General features: G+C 66.1%; 16 protein-coding genes, 5 tRNA genes and 1 riboswitch. Of the genes, 4 read left to right on the top strand and 17 right to left on the bottom strand.

Annotated elements, in window-relative coordinates; genetic code table 11:
- Positions 1-217: 217 nt before the first annotated feature.
- On the bottom strand, positions 218-427 hold the full coding sequence (locus AC5P5M_RS08895; protein ID WP_065175879.1) for a helix-turn-helix domain-containing protein: 210 nt from the start codon (positions 425-427) through the stop codon (positions 218-220).
- A gap of 111 nt (positions 428-538) precedes the next feature.
- Here AC5P5M_RS08895 and AC5P5M_RS08890 point away from each other — a divergent pair, with 111 nt between their 5' ends.
- Both AC5P5M_RS08890 and crcB read left to right on the top strand, forming a co-directional pair.
- Positions 539-940 carry a hypothetical protein gene (locus AC5P5M_RS08890; RefSeq protein WP_053520302.1) on the top strand — a complete coding sequence of 134 codons (402 nt, stop codon included), beginning with the start codon at positions 539-541 and terminating at the stop codon, positions 938-940.
- 22 nt (positions 941-962) lie between these two features.
- Positions 963-1,026: riboswitch (Fluoride riboswitch) on the top strand.
- Between the two features lie 81 nt (positions 1,027-1,107).
- On the top strand, positions 1,108-1,500 hold the full coding sequence (gene crcB / locus AC5P5M_RS08885; protein ID WP_053520303.1) for a fluoride efflux transporter CrcB: 393 nt from the start codon (positions 1,108-1,110) through the stop codon (positions 1,498-1,500).
- A gap of 4 nt (positions 1,501-1,504) precedes the next feature.
- Here the strand turns inward: crcB and AC5P5M_RS08880 are convergent, their stop codons facing one another.
- Positions 1,505-2,338, bottom strand: a complete 834-nt coding sequence (locus AC5P5M_RS08880) for an AraC family transcriptional regulator (protein ID WP_065175878.1) — start codon at positions 2,336-2,338, stop codon at positions 1,505-1,507.
- Between the two features lie 133 nt (positions 2,339-2,471).
- Here AC5P5M_RS08880 and AC5P5M_RS08875 point away from each other — a divergent pair, with 133 nt between their 5' ends.
- Together AC5P5M_RS08875 and AC5P5M_RS08870 are read left to right on the top strand one after the other, a co-directional pair.
- Positions 2,472-2,966, top strand: coding sequence for a DUF6265 family protein (locus tag AC5P5M_RS08875; protein WP_128989009.1), 495 nt, complete (start codon positions 2,472-2,474; stop codon positions 2,964-2,966).
- Positions 2,967-3,039: 73 nt separating this feature from the next.
- The gene (locus AC5P5M_RS08870) at positions 3,040-4,119 is read left to right on the top strand and encodes an alpha/beta hydrolase (RefSeq protein ID WP_111186054.1); all 1,080 of its coding nucleotides are present in this window, start codon (positions 3,040-3,042) and stop codon (positions 4,117-4,119) included.
- Here AC5P5M_RS08870 and AC5P5M_RS08865 read toward each other — a convergent pair.
- From AC5P5M_RS08865 to AC5P5M_RS08795, 15 genes are all read right to left on the bottom strand, one after another.
- Positions 4,116-4,385, bottom strand: coding sequence for a hypothetical protein (locus tag AC5P5M_RS08865; protein ID WP_053520307.1), 270 nt, complete (start codon positions 4,383-4,385; stop codon positions 4,116-4,118). The two genes, AC5P5M_RS08870 and AC5P5M_RS08865, sit on opposite strands and share 4 nt — an antisense overlap.
- A 189-nt stretch (positions 4,386-4,574) precedes the next feature.
- Positions 4,575-4,648, bottom strand: a tRNA-Cys gene (locus tag AC5P5M_RS08860).
- A 67-nt stretch (positions 4,649-4,715) separates the two neighbouring features.
- A tRNA-Gly gene (locus AC5P5M_RS08855) sits at positions 4,716-4,791 on the bottom strand.
- A gap of 155 nt (positions 4,792-4,946) precedes the next feature.
- A tRNA-Gly gene (locus tag AC5P5M_RS08850) sits at positions 4,947-5,022 on the bottom strand.
- Positions 5,023-5,077: 55 nt separating this feature from the next.
- Positions 5,078-7,639, bottom strand: coding sequence for a hypothetical protein (locus AC5P5M_RS08845; protein ID WP_495205774.1), 2,562 nt, complete (start codon positions 7,637-7,639; stop codon positions 5,078-5,080).
- A gap of 905 nt (positions 7,640-8,544) precedes the next feature.
- Positions 8,545-8,620, bottom strand: a tRNA-Gly gene (locus tag AC5P5M_RS08840).
- 178 nt (positions 8,621-8,798) lie between these two features.
- Positions 8,799-8,874 (bottom strand) — tRNA-Gly (locus tag AC5P5M_RS08835).
- Between the two features lie 113 nt (positions 8,875-8,987).
- On the bottom strand, positions 8,988-9,617 hold the full coding sequence (gene pgsA / locus AC5P5M_RS08830; RefSeq protein WP_053519958.1) for a CDP-diacylglycerol--glycerol-3-phosphate 3-phosphatidyltransferase: 630 nt from the start codon (positions 9,615-9,617) through the stop codon (positions 8,988-8,990).
- A gap of 18 nt (positions 9,618-9,635) precedes the next feature.
- The gene (gene uvrC, locus AC5P5M_RS08825) at positions 9,636-11,480 is read right to left on the bottom strand and encodes an excinuclease ABC subunit UvrC (RefSeq protein WP_053519959.1); all 1,845 of its coding nucleotides are present in this window, start codon (positions 11,478-11,480) and stop codon (positions 9,636-9,638) included.
- Positions 11,477-12,889: a hypothetical protein gene (locus AC5P5M_RS08820; protein WP_495205773.1), complete on the bottom strand. Its 1,413-nt coding sequence runs from the start codon at positions 12,887-12,889 to the stop codon at positions 11,477-11,479. The genes uvrC and AC5P5M_RS08820 overlap by 4 nt, the downstream gene beginning before the upstream one ends.
- Positions 12,886-13,374: a low molecular weight protein-tyrosine-phosphatase gene (locus AC5P5M_RS08815; RefSeq protein ID WP_065175871.1), complete on the bottom strand. Its 489-nt coding sequence runs from the start codon at positions 13,372-13,374 to the stop codon at positions 12,886-12,888. Before AC5P5M_RS08815 ends, AC5P5M_RS08820 begins: the two co-directional genes overlap by 4 nt.
- Positions 13,371-14,144 (bottom strand): 3-deoxy-manno-octulosonate cytidylyltransferase, encoded by a 774-nt coding sequence (gene kdsB, locus AC5P5M_RS08810; protein WP_053519962.1) that lies wholly within the window; start codon positions 14,142-14,144, stop codon positions 13,371-13,373. Before kdsB ends, AC5P5M_RS08815 begins: the two co-directional genes overlap by 4 nt.
- A 75-nt stretch (positions 14,145-14,219) precedes the next feature.
- The gene (gene lpxK, locus AC5P5M_RS08805; protein WP_053519963.1) at positions 14,220-15,239 is read right to left on the bottom strand and encodes a tetraacyldisaccharide 4'-kinase; all 1,020 of its coding nucleotides are present in this window, start codon (positions 15,237-15,239) and stop codon (positions 14,220-14,222) included.
- A complete protein-coding gene (msbA, locus tag AC5P5M_RS08800) occupies positions 15,239-16,987 on the bottom strand; it encodes a lipid A export permease/ATP-binding protein MsbA (protein ID WP_053519964.1) in 1,749 nt (582 codons plus the stop codon). Before msbA ends, lpxK begins: the two co-directional genes overlap by 1 nt.
- Positions 16,984-17,406, bottom strand: a complete 423-nt coding sequence (locus tag AC5P5M_RS08795; protein WP_065181236.1) for an ExbD/TolR family protein — start codon at positions 17,404-17,406, stop codon at positions 16,984-16,986. The genes msbA and AC5P5M_RS08795 overlap by 4 nt, the downstream gene beginning before the upstream one ends.
- Between the last annotated feature and the right edge of the window lie 3 nt (positions 17,407-17,409).

Here is a 17,409-nt window from a genome sequence, read left to right as displayed (position 1 = left end):
GACTTTTTCGATTGAAATTATTAATCGTTCACATAACGGTCTGTGATCGGCACAGGCAAAAGAAGGGGCCGATCCCGACGCCGTGGTGCCTCCGCCGCCAAGGCAGCTTCGTGGCGCGATCAATCGCAACGCGGGTTTCGATCAATTTTCCCTATATTGATAAGCATGCTTAACACATACCGCAAAGCGTGCTAAATACGACATTTGCAGACGCAACCTAGCTTGATTCGTCTTCAGAGGCCTCAGCCCAAGGGAACAGGTCGGGATGGCGCTGGTGGAGGATGAACTGTCGCAATGGTGGAATGGGCGCTTCCTGGGGCCATTGCGACACAGCGGATCGCGTTATGCCAAAGAACTGCGCCAGCTCGGCGTCGGTCTGGAATCCCAGGCGCGCGCGCACCTGCCGTTTGCTCCAGAAATCGGTCATGGTCGGTCCTGTCGTTAACCAGACTTATTCTTGCGGCAAGGATTCTTTCGCTTCCACGCGTTAAGCTGGCTTGCATAGATGAATACTCTCGGCCAACGACTCGCCATTGCCATGAAGAAAGCCGGGCACCCACGCCCGGCCGATCTGGCCCGCGCCGCCGCTTCAACGACGGCGACCATCAGCAACTGGCTCAACGACCACGTCAGCCCCTCACATGTGAAGGCCGAACAGCTGTTCCGGATCGCCGACGCAGCCAAGCTGGATGCACGCGAACTGCTGTACGGCATCCATGGGCGGGGCGTCGGCGAACGCACCAGCTATTACATGCCCAGCGAAGCGCACCTGGATGTCTGGCAGGATGCCTATGAACTGGTGAGCGTGCTGGTCGCCGAGAAGGGCCTGGAGATCGACCACCGGCGCCACGCGGCACTGGATCTGCTGGCATTCGAACTGTTGATGGATGGCGTCAGCCGCAGCAGGGTGGCCCGCGTGGTGATGACCTCCCTGCCCTGACCGGGTCGGCGCTGGTAGCATGGGGACCGATGGGGATGGGGCTCCCCCGATAACCGCCAGGCATGGCTGATGGCTCCTGCTGTGACGAACCGGGCGTTCGTCGATGGCAGGCCGTGCCCGCCATCGCGTTCGCCCCCGCATCTGCGAACACGTACTCGAGGCCCGCCATGCAAGCACTGAACAATTACGTCCTGGTCTTCCTGGGAGGCGGCGCCGGCGCCTGCCTGCGCCATGCCTGCAACCTGATCGGCACGCGGTTCGCCGTCGGCAGTCCATGGCCCTGGTCCACCTTCCTGGTCAACATCAGCGGCGCCCTGCTGATGGGGGCGGTCGTCGAGGCCTTCGCCCTGCGCAACGGCGCATCGCCGCAGCTGCGGCTGCTGCTGACCACGGGCATCCTGGGGGGCTACACCACCTTCTCCACCTATTCGCTGGAGATCGGCCTGCTGCTGCAACGGGGGCAGCACGGACTGGCCGCGCTGTATGCAGGGGGATCGATCGCACTGGGACTGGCCGGCCTGTTCGTGGGCATGAAGCTGGCCCGCCTGGCGCTGGGCTGAACGCTCAGGCTGCCGAGGTCCGCACCTGCCCCCGCCACTGCCGGGGCGATTGCCCGGTGTGCGCCTTGAACGCACGCGAAAGCGCCGCTTCACTGCCGTAGCCCACCTCGTCGGCAATCCTTTTCAGCGGTCGGCCCTGCCGCAGGGCCTGCTGCGCCAGGCCTACGCGCCAGCCCTGCAGGTACTGGCCGGGGGTGGTGCCCATCGCCTCACGGAAGCTCGCCGCGAATACGCTGCGCGACATTCCTGCGACGTCGGCGAGGTCTTCCAGCGTCCATGCCTGCGACGGCGCCTCGTGCATCGCGACCAATGCCAGACGCAGGCGCGGATGACCGAGGCCAGCAAACAGACCGCCGCGCATCTCACCGCCTTCCATCAGCTGCCGCAGCACCTGGATCATCACCACCTCGAACAGACGATTGACCATTGCCGCACGGCCACAACGCTGCTCGAACGCCTCCTCGAACAGCATTTCCAGCACCGCATCGCTGCCGTGCAGGTCCGCCAGTGGCAGGCAGATGAAATCAGGCAATGCGGCACTGATCGGATTGAGCCGGCCGCCTTCGAAATGCAGGTTGGCGCAGGCCATGTCGGCGCCGAGGTGCGGGTCGGTCTGGAAACGGTGGGGCATCGGCCTCGGGTACAGCAGCAGGCTGGGCACCTCGACCTGCACGGTCTGTTGTCCATGGCTGACCTGCACCGGTCCACGCCGTACCAGATGCAGCTGGCCGGCTTCGTCCTCCCCCTCCAGGCTGTTGATGCCGCACAGTGCACCGGCGTGGAAGACCGACGCAGTGACCGCGAAACGCTCAAGCAGGACGGCGAGGCGATCCACCATGTCGGACTCCAGGGCAAGCAGAAGGGGGAGGAACCTGCAGATCGTATCGAATTCGGCGTCATTGTGTGCGGCGCTGGCCGCCGGCGCTGCGCGGCGCTATACAGGGGCCACCGTCCCGCGCATGGAGCCCACGATGTCGAACCGGATCGCCCGCGCCGTGTTGCCTCTGCTGCTTTTCGCCGCCCATGCGCACGCCGCTGCAACCGCAGACATTGAACAGCTCGGCTGGCTCTCCGGCTGCTGGCAGCTGGACGGGCAGCCACCTGGAGCCGGTGAGCAGTGGTCCACCGTGGCCGGCGGAACGATGTTCGGCAGCAGCCGCAGCCTGCGCGACGGGCGCACCGTGGGTTTCGAGTTCATGCAGCTGCGCCAGCACGACGATGGGCGGCTGGTGTTCACCGCGCTGCCCTCCGGCCGCAACGCTACTGATTTCAGTGCCGTCCGGGTGGAGGCCGACGAGGTCGTCTTCGAGAATCCGGCCAATGATTTCCCGCAACGGATCACCTATCGCCGCATCACTGGGCAGCGCCTGCACGCACGTATCGAGATCGCACAGGACGATCCGGCACAGGCCATGGATTTTCCGATGCACCGCGTCGCCTGCGGCGGGCCGGTGGTGGCCCCCTGACCTGACGCATTGCAGCGGGCACGGCACCGCGGGCGGTTCTATGCTCGGCGTATCACCTGCCCGGATGAACACGATGCGTGCCCTTCTCCGACTGACCCTGGCACTGGCCCTGGCGTTGCCTTCCGTGCCGCTGCTGGCGGCGCCGCCCGCCCCACCACGCATGCTCAGTGGCGAGCTGCAGGGTGCGCCGTGGCGCCTGGACATCCCTGCGGACTGGAACGGCGATCTGGTGATGCTGGCGCACGGTTACGAGCCGGTGGGCACGCCACGCGAATCGCCGATGGCCGCCAACGAGGCGACCGCACCTCTGCTGGCGGCCGGCTACGCGGTCGCACAAAGCGCCTACGCGAGCCAGGGGTGGGCGGTGGCCGATGCCATCAATGATGTGGAGCGCCTGCGTCAACACACGCTGGCCGGTTTGAAGGGCGTGCGCAATACCTGGCTGCTCGGTTTTTCGATGGGCGGTGCGGTGACCGTGGCCAGTCTCGAACGGCATCCGGCCCACTACGCCGGTGGTGTTTCGCTATGCGGCGCCAACCTGTCAGGCGAGCAGCTGGCCGGCGACCTGCTCACCACCGTGGTCGCGTTCGACTACTTCTTCCCGCATGCCGAAGGACTGCCTGCTGCTGGCCTGGCATCCAGCGAAGCCGCTTCGGTACCACAGGGCGAGCTGTACCAAGGCATCGTCAACGCCCTGCAACGCGCGCCGCACTCCGCTGCACTGCTGGCCGCACAACTGCAGGTCGCATCCGATGCGCTGCCCGGAACGATCAGCCTGCACGCGCTGGTCCTGCACGAACTGGCCACGCGCAGTGGCGGCATGCCAGTCGGCAACATCGGCGTCGTCTATCGTGGATTCGGCGATGACGTTGCGTTCAATGCAGGGGTGCAGCGCATCGCTGCCGTTCCCGCAGCACAGGCGCGTGTGCGCGAAACACTCGGATTGACCGGGGCGCTGAAGCGGCCGCTGGTGATCCAGTTCAACAACGACGATCCCACCATCGCACCGCGCATGCAGGAGCGCTACCCGCAACTGGCCGCGCATGCGGGCGCGACGCCGTTGCCGCGCGTACTGCCCGCAGCAGGCACGGGCCACTGTGGCTTCTCCGGAGAACAGGTGGTCGCGGCCCTGAAGGCTGCCGCGATGCGCTAGCCGCCCAGCGTACCCATGGTGAAGGTGTAGCCGCTGCTCATCAGGAACTCACGCATGCGCATCTCGGCACGACGCGGCGATGCCAGGTTGGCAGGCCCGTACAGCGCGTAGACCACACCTGCCCCCTCGATGGCCTCGCGCCGGACCCCGCAGTGGCGGGTTTCCGAAGCGGTGCTCCAGCCATCGCGCAGGCGCTCCGGTCCGATCGATTGTCCGTTCATCAGCCGGAATGTCAGCCAGCGTACTTCCGTTGTGGGTTTGCTCATTGCCGATCCACCGCCTGTCCGCCACGCGCCATAGTCTCCCTGCCTGCCATTGCCGCGCCCGAAGGCCTCTGCACTGACCATACCCCCTTCCCATGTCGTGGGTGGCTGAGACTGGGATGTCAGGCACGCTTGGCAGCGCACGATGACGGCGCAAAAAAAAAGCCCCGACCGAAGTCAGGGCTTTTCAATTGGAGGCCTCAAGCGGAATCGAACCGCTGTAAACGGATTTGCAATCCGGTGCATAGCCACTCTGCCATGAGGCCAACGTACTGCGCGCCAGGAATGGAGCCCCTGACATGACAAAACCCCGCGATGGGGCCTGTCGGAACATGGAGCGGGAAACGAGACTCGAACTCGCGACCTCAACCTTGGCAAGGTTGCGCTCTACCAACTGAGCTATTCCCGCATAGGCTGTCATGATACCGGAAGCCCGGAACTCACACCAGCGATTTCATACCTGATTTCACTTTTCTGACTGCGCGAAAAGCCTTGTGGCTCAACGGGCCCCGCCTTGCCAAGTGCGGGAGAAAAACAAGGCCCCAACCGGGGCCCTGTAGAATCTGGAGCGGGAAACGAGACTCGAACTCGCGACCTCAACCTTGGCAAGGTTGCGCTCTACCAACTGAGCTATTCCCGCAGATTCTTCGACCTGCGTCGAAGGAGCGCTATTGTGTCGAAGTTCCTTCACGCCGTCAACCGTCTTCCGATGGCGTGCGACGCGCGGCTTGGTCCACCGGGGCCCGCTGCCAGATCGCATACAGCGTTCCGACGATCTCCATTCCCTGCTCGAATGCCGAGAATCTGGCCTTCACCTTGCGGGGGCGGCGGCGCAGGTCGTCGCTGGCCATCAGCTCGCCAGACCGGTCGGCAGATGCCGCCTGGGCCTTCTGCAGGTACTGCTTCTCGAGGTACTTCTCGATCCCGGGAAGGTTCGACAACAGATGGGCCCCGTTGTGCCAGGGCATCAGTACCGCAACCAGGTCGTTGCGTTCTGCGATCTGGATGGCGATGTCCAGGAAGGACTCCACGATGGACCGGAGACAATGCGTCGCAAGCATGTCTTCCATGGGATTGATCGCGCGGATGATGAGGCAGCTCCCGGAAGCGTGCAGGGACGGCACGACCTCGATGTTCACCATGGCCATGCCCGCCAATCGTCGCTGCCTCGGATCGAATACGACCAGGTGGGCGTGGCGCGCCTCCTGCCACATCGCAACGCGATCGCGTGAGCATAGATTGGCGGCATGCTTGGCGAAGTACGCCGCCGGGTGCTTGGTCAACGTCGCCTGCAGATGCGTGCACGATCCGGAAGGGTCCGGGCGGCCATACCTGCCCTTCTCGCGCTTCACCCAGCGCACGCACACATCCAGAACGTTCTTGCGCATCTGCGCGAAGGCCTGATCCAGTGACATGACCGGTACCGTGCTGTCAGCGGACGGCGATGGCGGCAGCAGCCGCTGCAGCAGCTGCCCGGCGTCATCGGGAGCGAGGCCATGCAGAAAACGCTGAGCATGTTCGTCGAGGGCATCCGGCAATGCGCTGTTGAACAACCGATCCAGCTGCTCGAGGTACTCGCTGGTCTGCGCACCGTCCTCCGGCATGCTGGCGACCTCGCTGAAGGTGCTGCGCCGCCACTGGAGGATCTCCGGATCATTGCCTGCGGCAGCCAGCAGCAGGCCGAGATGGGCGGAGACCGACCACGGATCCCGCGCGGGATCCCGCAGCCGTTTTGATCGCAGGTCACGGAACGTTCGCGGCCCCTCATCCGGGCCGTGCTGGAACCGCGTCGCGTGTTCGCTGGCGCGTTTCAGTGCCAGCAAGCTGCTGCGCTCCAGCACGCCTGTGCGTTTTCTGATCGAGCGTTGCCAGGCCATCGGATGGAACGGCTCCAGCCTCCATCCATCCAGGTGCGACTGGAATCCGCGTGCCGCCGCCCAACTTCCACGGACGACATCGACGGACGTGCGGTAGACCATCGAAATGAGCTCCGCATCCACCTCGTCCAGCTCGGCTGACGTTGCTCCCTGCCCGGCCAGCAACTGCTCGACCGCGGGCTGTAACCGGGCCAGCCTGTCCTGCAGTGCTTTCATCGACGTTCCGCCTGCGCGAAGGACCGATGCGAGCAGAAGTCCGCCGGTTCCCTCCAGCATCGCGGGCAACTGCGGCAGGAGGCGCGCCATCTCTTCGCGACGCCGCGTGGCCAGCGCATCGTAGTAGCGCGCCATGGCATCTGCATCGACGTTTCTCTGCGGGCGCGGAACCACCTGGTGTGCCCGTCGTTCGACCACCTCCAGGACGCATCGATGGTTCTGCATCATGAAGCCGAAGTTGTGGCGCTGGAAGGCGTCATCCGCCAGCAGCCGACACAGTTCGGGATCGCTGCCGCCCCACCAGGTCACCCCGTGCAGGCCCCGGGTAGCGAAGTACCAGTCGCGCAGCGCTTTTACCGAATCCAGGCCTTTGTCTTCAACCAGGTAACGCAGCAGTCCCGGACCGAGGGACGCCAGCACTTCCAGCTTCCGCAGCTCTGCAAAATCAGCAGGCGCAATGGCCGAATGCAGGTACTGGAATGCGTCCAGGCTCCCCTGTGCAAGCATTCGACCCACCCATTCGACCAGGACATCGACGTCCATGCCCGCTGTGCGCCCCGCAATGAGGGTCAACCACGCGTCCAGGCGATCGGCGTCACCGACGCGATAGCAGGCCTGGAACGCAACAACGTGGCCCGCTGCACCGAGATCATGGCGAACCAGCACCTGCAGGAATCGATCCAGCCGGTCGGGCCGTCGCAGATACTGGCCGCAGGCGCCCAACTGCGTGAAGTCGAGGCAATGAGGTGCTGCCAGGAGAAGGTCGATGGCGGCCTCCACATCTTCGGCCGGGGCATCATCGCTCAGCTCGGCCAGCAACCGACAGCAAGTGGCAAGTGCATCAAGGCCTGCACCACGTGCGATCAGATGATGGGCGATCCAGTCAGGGGGTGGAGCATGAAACCCCAGGTAGCCGCGCAGCGTGTGGATATCTGCCGGTGTGCATGCGCCGGCTGCCCCCAGCACCCAGGCCCACGTCTTCGTCGGCGTGCGCCACAACAGATAACGTGCAGAATCGAATACCTCGTGCACCGGCGCAATGCCGGCACCGGCCAGCAGTGTCAGATTCGCGGCCAGACGCGCCGCATCAGATTCTTCCAGGTCGACATCATGAAGGCGCGCCAGGTGCGGCCGCGCAACGCCCGCAAGCATCAGCTGGCGCACAACGGAACGCACCGGCTCGCGCTGCGTTCGCCGCGGCCGCCAGCCGACGCTCCATGCCCTGTGCGCGGTGTGCGCGGACTGCAGCCACTGCAGCTCTTCCTTGTGCTGGATGATGCCTTCATCCACCATCCACCGCGCAAACCATCCAGGCGCTTCAGACCGTCCAGCACACCGGTCGAGGTCCGTCAGCCGACGGAGGCCCAGGCGATGGGCAGCGATGAGCCAGCCGGCATCCCGCAGCTGCAGCGCCCTCAGTTCTTCCCACGACGTGGCTTCGAAGCGGCGCAGGGCGATGTCCAGGCTGCGGCTGTACATGCGTGCTTCCGCATGCAGGAACAGCCGTGCGTGGAACTGGCAGTACACGTACTGGCGGCCCTCGAACGTCCGGATCCGCGACAGCGCGTGTCGCACGTACCTGAGCACCCACGGGAACGGCATGAACACCTGCACCAGAAGCGGCCACCCGCGGCCCTTGCCAGGATGCAGCGCGATGTCCGCCGGAATGCCCAGCGCACGGCGCGCCATGTCTTCCTCGGTGACCACAGTCGGGTCTTGCCCGCGCAGCGCATCGGCCACTGCGATGCGGAAGCCACGGATGCGGTTGCGCGGTGCTTCGGGCCGGTCATCCGTCCGCTCATCGTCGATGTCGTCGTGGAACGCACCCGCGGATCGTCCCCGGCAACCCTCCAGCATCCGATCACGGTACGCCCGGTAGGCGGTCTGCCCACCGTCCTGCCTCGTTTCGTGCACAGCCTCCATCTGCCAGCCCTTGCCCCGCTCCCTGCGTCACCCCGACGACTACAGCGGATGATATCCATTCGGCCCGGTCCGCAATGGCGGGCAGGAGGGTCCGGCCTGACCGGAAACGAAAAACGCCCCCTTGCGGGAGCGTTCTTTTTTGAATCTGGAGCGGGAAACGAGACTCGAACTCGCGACCTCAACCTTGGCAAGGTTGCGCTCTACCAACTGAGCTATTCCCGCAGATTCCGTTCGACCTGCGTCGAAGGAGCGCTATTGTGTCGAGATTGCAGCAATGCGTCAACAGAAATCTCCTCGGCGATTCCCGTTTTCCGTTCAGGTTCGGATGAGCGGAAAGCCCGGCAATCCAGGGCCGGCACAACATAAAAAAAGAGAGGCCAGAGGCCTCTCTTTCAGAATCTGGAGCGGGAAACGAGACTCGAACTCGCGACCTCAACCTTGGCAAGGTTGCGCTCTACCAACTGAGCTATTCCCGCTTGGGAGGCGAAATTCTACCCATTCTGGAAGGGGCGTCAAGGCCTTTTTTCAACCGCGCGCATCCAGCAACCAGCGCGCTTCGCAACCTGACGGGCATCCCGTGTGCCGCCGATCAACCGTTGCCCAGCTTCTTCTGTCGTGAGCGCTCGCGTGCGGCACGCTCGTCCTCGCGCAGGCTCGGCCAGGCCGCGTGCAGATACTGCAGGCCGGACCACAGCGTCAGCACTGCCGCGATGGCCAGCGTCCAGTCACCGATGTGGAAGATCGGCCAGCCCATCCAGATGTCCTCGACCGCCACGCTGGGCGCGACCGAGTACAGCAGGCACAGCAGCGCGACCATCTGCGCCGTTGTCTTCACCTTGCCGATCATCGCCACCCGCACCTTGGCACGCTGGCCAAGCTCGGCCATCCATTCGCGCAATGCCGAGACCGCGATTTCGCGGCCAACGATGACGGCGGCCCAGAACGCCATCCACGGCGTCGGATGCCCCTGCACGATCAGGAACAGCGCCACCGCCACCATCAACTTGTCCGCCACCGGGTCGAGAAAGGCGCCGAACGCCGATTCCAGCTGATAGCGGCGGGCGATCCAGCCATCGAGCCAATCGGTGATCGCGGCCAAGCCGAAGATCGCCGCCGAAGCGAAGTTGGTCCAGGTGTAGGGCAGGTAGAACACCAGCACCAGCACCGGGATCATCACGATCCGCAACAGCGTCAGCCAGGTGGGCAGGGTCAACTTCATGCTTGCGCGCTTCTCTCTCTAATCGGCCGCATCGGGCGTGGCCAACCCGTGCAGGTTAGCGTAGATACGGGCCGCGAGGGCATCATTGATGCCTTCCACCTTGGCGATCTCCGCTTCACCGGCCGCCTTCAGGCCGACCAGCCCACCGAAATGCTTCAGCAGGCTGGCACGACGACGCGGGCCGATGCCCGGGATGTCTTCCAGCCTGCTGGTCATGCGCGCCTTCTGCCGGCGGCCGCGGTGACCGGTGATGGCGAAGCGGTGCGCCTCGTCGCGCACCTGCTGGATGAACTGCAGGGCGGGATTGGCGGCACCGGGGCGCAGCTCGCGGCCGTCGGGCATGACCAGCGCCTCATGACCGGCGCGGCGCTCCACGCCCTTCGCCACGCCCACCAGCAATACGCCCTCCACGCCCAGGTCGGCCAGCGCTGCCTGCGCCTGCGCCAGCTGGCCGGCGCCACCGTCGATCAGCAGCACGTCGGGCAGTACGCCCTGCTCTTCCACGGCACGGCGGAAGCGGCGGTCGATGGCCTGACGCATGGCGGCATAGTCGTCGCCCGGCTCGATGCCGCTGATGTTGTAGCGACGATATTGGGCACGCACCGGACCGGCCGCATCGAAAACCACGCAGGACGCCACGGTCGCCTCACCCAGCGTGTGGCTGATGTCGAAGCACTCCACGCGCTTGACCGGCTCGGCCAGGCCCAGCATCTCGCGCAGGGCTTCGCTGCGCACGTGTTGCGCGTTGCGGCTGTTGAGCTCGGTGGCCAGCGTCAGCTGCGCGTTGCGGCTGGCCAGCTCTACATAACCGGCGCGCTCGCCGCGCACGTTCCACTTCAGCTGCACCTTGCGCTCGGCCGAAGCAGACAGCGCGGCCATCAGCAGATCGGCATCCGGAATCTCGCGATCCAGCAGGATCTCGCGCGGTGGCTCGAACTCGATGTAGTACTGGGAGACGAACGCCGCCAGCACTTCCTGTGGGCTGTCCTCGCCATTGGTGCGGGGGAAGAACGGGCGGGTGCCCAGGTTGCGCCCATCGCGGAATGCCAGCAGCAGCACGCAGGCCTGCGATCCCTGCATGGCCACGGCCAGCACGTCCAGGTCGGCGGCGCGGCCATCGACGTACTGGCGGGTCTGCATGCTGCGCAGCGACGAAATCAGATCACGCAGGCGCGCGGCCTGCTCGAACTCCAGTGCTTCACTGGCAGCCTGCATCTGCTCACCCAGTTCCCGGGTCAGCTCATCGCTCTTGCCTTCCAGGAACAGCGCCGCGCGGCGCACCGACTCGGCATACTCGCCTGCCGGTACCAGCTCGACGCAGGGGGCACTGCAGCGGCCGATCTGGTACTGCAGGCACGGCCGTGAGCGGTTGCGGAACACGCTGTCCTCGCAGCTGCGCAGCTTGAACAGCTTGTGCATCAGGTTCAGCGTCTCGCGCACCGCGGTGACACCCGGATACGGCCCGAAATAGCGGCCGGGGATCGCACGCGGCCCCCGGTGCAGGGCGATGCGCGGCCATTCCTCGCGGGTCAGCAGCACGTGCGGGTAGGTCTTGTCGTCGCGCAGGGAGACGTTGTAGCGCGGTGCCAGCGACTTGATCAGCTGGTTTTCCAACAGCAGCGCCTCGGCCTCCGAGCGCGTGACAGTCACATCCATCCGCGTGATCTGCGAGATCATCGACATGATCCGCGCGTTCTTCGGGCTGCCATTGAAATAGCTGCCCACGCGGTTGCGAAGCGCGCGTGCCTTGCCGACGTACAGCAGGGTGTCGTCGGCGGCGTACATGCGGTACACCCCGGGGGCGGTACTGAGTTGGGCCGCGAAGGCCTTGCCGTCGAAGGCCGGGACGGGAACGTCGGTCATTCGCTGATCGGTACTTCGCTGAGTACACCACTGTCAGGGTCGAAACGCAGCACGGCGTGCGCGTCGGTCTCGGCGATCCACACCGCGCCCGCGCCCACGGCCAGGCCGGCCGGGCCATGCAGGCGCCGTGGCAACGGTTGCGTGGTCAGTTCGCCGCCGCCCAGGCGCAGCGTGCGCAGGCGACCGTTGCCGGTATCGGCAATCCACAGCAGCGGTGCGCCCGGACTCAGCGCAATCGCCTGCGGGAACTGCAGGCTGGCGTGGGCACGCGGGCCGTCGGCTTCACCGAAGCGCCATGTGCCCTGCCCGAGCAGCGTCTGCACCAGATCCCCACGCAGCTGCAGCGCGCGGATCGAAGACCCCAGCGCATCGGCCACGTACAGGACCTGTTGTACTACGGCAAGCGCGGTGGGTTGCGCGAAGGCAGCCAGATGCCCACTGCCGTCGCGCTCGTCGATCGCGCCACTGCCTGCGCGCCATTGCAGGCTGCGCTGGCCGAGGTGGTAGCTCCAGATCCGGTTGTCACCCGCCATGGCGATATGCAGCTGGTTGTCGGCGATGGCGAGGCCGACCGGATGATCCAGCGGCACCTGTCGCGGCTGGGCGACAGGCCCTTCCACCGGCGCGCCCGGGCGCCCATTGCCGCACAGGGTGTCGACCAGACCGGTCAACAGGTTGATCCGGCGGATGGCGTGGTTGCCGGTGTCGGCGACGTACAGGGCGTCGCGCTCGAGCACCAGTGCCTGCGGCCTGTGGAAGGCGGCCTCGGCCAGATTGCCATCCATGAAATCCGCGGTCCCCAGCCCGAACTGACGAAGCACGCGGCCGCCATGGCTGCATTCGAGAATGCGGTGATGGCCGCTGTCAGCGATGTACAGGCGCTCGGTGCTGACCGCCAGGCCCAGCGGAAAGCGCAACGCATGCCGCGGCTCGGGGTACAGCTCGTTGCCACCGCGCGGCGGGGCCGAGGGTGCACCCTCGCACAGTGCGTTCAGCGCGCGCTCGAGCTCGCCGGCAGCGCCCTGCCCGACCAGCCGCTGCCGCTCGCGTCCCTGCGCGTCGAGAAGGATCAGGGTCGGCCACGCGGTGACACCGAAACGGCGCCAGCCGTCCCAATCCGCATCCAGCAGTACCGGGGCGGTCAGGCCCTGGCGGCGCAGCAGTTTCAACGCGGCATCGGCATCGCGCTCGAAGTCGAAGCGCGGCACCTGCAGCACCAGCGGCTGCAGCTTGCCCGGATGGCGCGACAGCCATTGGCCGAACTCGGCCAGGCGTTGTGTGCTCCAGGCAGAGGCAGCGTTGACGAACAGCAGCGCGACCGGCCGGCCGCGCAGTTCCGCCAGGGTGCAGGGGGTGGCATTGAGCCAGGTGGCGAACTCGGGCAGGTCCGGGACAGGCTGGGCGTTCATGCCCTGATTATGCCGGAGTCGACGTCATGCAACAGTCGTGCCACCGCACGTTCTGCCGCTTGGTCAACCAGGGTCCAGACCTGCTCGAAATGATCGCTGCCACCGGTGTACGGATCCGGAATGGCGGCCGCGCCCTGCCCGCCTGACCATGGCAGGTACAGGGCCAGGCGCTGGCGCTCCTGCGCGGTGGCCAACCGTCCGGCATCGCGCAGGTTGGCCTCATCGGCGCAGAGAATCCAGTCGAAGCGCTGGAAGTCATCGGCGCGCAGCTGGCGGGCACGCAGCCCGCTGATGTCAACGCCATGGCCGGCTGCGCAGGCGATCGCCCGCCGGTCCGGCGGCTCGCCCACGTGCCAGTCGCCGGTGCCGGCCGAATCGACCTGCACACGGCCGGCCAATGGGGATGCCTCCAGGCGCGCGCGCAATGCCCCCTCGGCCATCGGCGAGCGGCAGATGTTGCCCAGGCAGACGACCAGCAGCTTCATTGCGGGGTCATGGCCCGCAGCACCGCCTCGGCCCGCTCCAGGTCCTCCGGGGTGTCGATGCCAGGCGGAAACGCTTCAGGCGAGATGGCGACGCTGATCGGGAAGCCGGCTTCCAGCACGCGCAGCTGCTCCAGCGCTTCGATCTGCTCCAGCCGGCCCGGCGGCATCGCCGCGACCTGCTGCAGGAAGCCGGCGCGATAACCGTAGATGCCGATGTGACGAAGCCACTGGTGGCCTTCAGGCAGGGCCTCGCGGCTGCGTGCGAAACCGTCCCGGTGCCAGGCGATCGGGGCGCGGCTGAAGTACAGCGCCTCGTTGCGCACATTGCGCACCAGCTTGACCACGTTCGGATCGAACAAGGTCTCGGCGTCCTCGACCGTCGTAGCCAGGGTCGACATCGGCGCCGCGCCATCGACCAGCGCCTCGGCCACGGCGCGGATGCCGGCCGCCGGCGCGAACGGCTCATCGCCCTGCAGGTTCACCACCACGGTGTCGTCGTCCCAGCCGGCGATGCGCGCGCACTCGGCCAGGCGATCCGTGCCGGATGCATGCGATGCGGCGGTCATCGCCACCTTCACTTCGCCCAGGCCCGCCAGTGCGTCGGCGATCCGCTGATCGTCGGTGGCCACCCATACCTCGCGAGCGCCAGCCAACAACGCACGGCGCGCCACGTGCAGCACCAGCGGCTCGCCGCCGAGCAGGCGCAGTGGCTTGCCCGGCAGCCGCGAGGCGGCATAGCGGGCGGGGATGGCAACGACGAATTCAGTCATGCGGGCGGTACTCGGCAGGCTCGTTACAACGGGAATGTGGCCAGCGGCGCCTGATTGCAAGCGTCGCCCGGCCCCTCAGTTCGGTCGCAGCTTGTCCAGGCGATCGGTCAGCGCCACCCAGAACGCGGCAGGCAGTTCAGCGCGCAACGGCACGGCGTAATGCCAGTCATTGCCGAACGCGCGGCACTTCACGGCGTCCTTCTCGGTCATCAACACCGGCAGCTGGCTGCCAAAGGACAGTTCCTGCGGCTGGTAGGCATGGTGATCGGCGAAGGCATGCGGCACCACGCCGATGCCACGCGCGCGCAGCATGTCGAAGAAGCGCTGTGGATGGGCGATGCCCGCCACGGCATGCACGCGCTGGCCCTTGAAATAGCCCAGCGGGCGCGCACGCCCACCCGCGAGAGGCTGTGCGGTGTCGATATGCAGGGCCATCGGCCATTGACCGAATCCGCAGGCCTGCGCCGCGCCGTCCTCATCCGTCTGGCCCAGGTTGACCACGCGGAAATCGCACTCGGCAGCGCGGCTGACCGGCTCGCGCAACGGGCCGGCCGGGATCATCCGGCCGTTGCCGTAGCGGCGCTGCGCATCCACCACTTCGATTTCGATGTCACGCGCCAGCCGGTAGTGCTGCAGGCCGTCGTCGCAGACGATCACATCGCAACCGGCCTCGATCAGCGCACGGCCCGCCGCCACCCGATCGCGATCGACGCGCACCGGCACGCCGGTCTTCCAAGCAATCAGCACCGGCTCATCGCCGCCGGTTGCAACCGGCGTATCGGCCTTTACCCACTGCGCCTTGTCGGCGTTCTCGCGGCCATAACCACGGCTCGCCACGCCTGGCGTCCAGCCGGCCGCGCGCAGCCGCTCGACCAGGGCGATGGTCAACGGCGTCTTGCCGGTGCCGCCAGCGGTGATGTTGCCGACCACGATGACCGGCACCGGCAACGTGTGGCGCTTGCGCCAACCGCGCTGGTACAGGCGTCGCCGCAGCGCGGTGACGCCGGCATACAACGGAGCCAGCAGGCGCATGGGCCATGGAACCGAACTGCCGTCATACCAGTACGGCGGGGTCTGGGTACCCTTGCCTGCCATCAGTCCTGCCTTTCGCGGAACTGCATGCTGTGCAGGTGCTGGTACAGGCCACCCATGGCAAGCAGCTCATGATGGGTGCCACGTTCGACGATGCGGCCGTGATCCATCACCAGCACCTGGTCGGCGTGTTCGATGGTGGACAGGCGGTGGGCGATCACCAGCGTGGTGCGCTCCGGCATCAGTCGCTGCAGCGCGTCCTGCACCAGCCGTTCGGATTCATTGTCCAGCGCCGCGGTGGCTTCATCCAGGATCAGGATCGGCGCATCACGCAGGATCGCGCGGGCGATCGCCAGGCGCTGGCGCTGGCCACCGGACAGCAGCGCACCGTTCTCGCCCACCGGCGTCTGCAGCTGCTGTGGCATGCGTGCGATGAATTCCCAGGCATTGGCCGCTTCGGCCGCGGCACGGATCTGCTCGTCGGTCGCATCCATGCCATAGGCGATGTTGGCAGCGATGGTGTCGTCGAACAGCATGACCTTCTGCCCGACGATCGCCACCTGCCGGCGCAGGTCAGCCAGCGGATAGTCATCCAGGGGTACGCCGTCCAGCCGGATGACGCCGCCATTGGGCTCGTAGAACCGTGGCACCAGCCGGATCAGGCTGGTCTTGCCGCTGCCGGAACGACCAACGATGGCGGTGACCGTTCCGGGCCTGGCAACGAAACTGATGTCATCCAGGGCGATGCCGCTGTCTTCGCGATAACGCAGCATCACGTGCTCGAACGACAGTTCACCGCGTACGCGCTGCACGACATGCGTGCCGTCGTCGCGCTCGACCGGCATGTCGATGATGCCGAACAGGCGCTCGGCCGCCGCGACGCCACGCGAGATCGAGGTCTGCACGCTGGTCAGGCGCCGCAGCGAAGGGATGATCGCCATCATCGAGGTCATCAGGCCCATGAACTGGCCCGCATTGAGCTTGCCGGCCAGTGCTTCGCGGGTGGACACCCAGACGATCACCGCCAGGGCCAGCGCAGCGAGGAACTGGACCACGCTGGACGCGGCGGCACGCGTCACTTCGACTTTCATGTTCAGCGCGAGCATGCGGTTGGCCAGGCGCGAGTAACGGGCGATCTCATGCGCCTGCGTGCCATGCACCTTCACTTCCTGCTGCGCGGCGAGCGACTGTTCCGCCGTCTGCGCCATCGTGCCCATGCCGTCCTGGATGCCGCGGCTGATGCGGCGGTAGCGCTTGCCGACATAGGACACGATGCCGCCGATCAGCGGCACCACCAGCAGCATCGCCAGGGTCACCTTCACGCTCATCTGCAGCATCACCACCAGCATGGCGATGATGGTCAGGGTGTCGGCGACCACGGTCTTCAGTGCGTCGGCGCTGGCCTGGGTGACCTGCTCGGTGTCGAAGTTGAGGCGGCTGACCATCACCGGCGTCGCCTCGTTGTCGAAGTGCGAAGACGGCAGGTGCAGGTACTTCTGCAGAACCTGCTCGCGCAGGTCGCGGACCACGCTGCGCCCGGTCTTGGCCAGCGTGTAGTCGCTGACCCAGGTGGCCAGGCTGCGCATCAGGAACAGGCCCAGGATGGTCAGCGGCAGGATCACCGCCATGCGCGGCTCCGGGTTGACGAAGCCCCGGTTGACCAGCGGCTCCATCAGCTTGGTGAAGTGATAGCCGGCCAGTGCCTCGACCACCATCGCGATGACCGCGGCCACCATGAACACCCAATAGGCCCGTGTATAGCCCAGCAGGCGTTTGTAGATCGGCCACACCGGCGCGTGTTTGGAACTCATGGACGCACCTCTGGCGCAGTGGCGATTGCAATACGGCGGAAACCGAGCTGACCGAGCGCATCCTGCGCGGTCACGACGGCCTGGTAGGGAGTACGCGCATCGGCACGCAGCAGCACGGTCTGTTCGCGATCACTGCCCGCTACAGCGGCAATGGTCTGCTTGACCGACTCGACATCGCTGCGCAGCACTTCCTGGTCATTGATGAAATAGCGGCCGTCGGCGTTGATCAGCACGCTCAACGAACGCGGCGGTTCGTCGGTGTGCTGCTGGCTGGCGGTGGGCAGCTGCACCTGCAGCGTCGAACGTGCATCGAAGGTGGTGGTGACCACGAAGAAGATGATCAGCACCAGGATGACATCGATCAGCGGTACCAGATCGATATGCGGCTCATCCTGGGATCGGTCGTTGCCGATACGCATCGA

The organism is Stenotrophomonas sp. YJH_SMC_106-19 (assembly GCF_059368375.1).
This window is presented reverse-complemented; position numbering and strand designations above follow the sequence as displayed.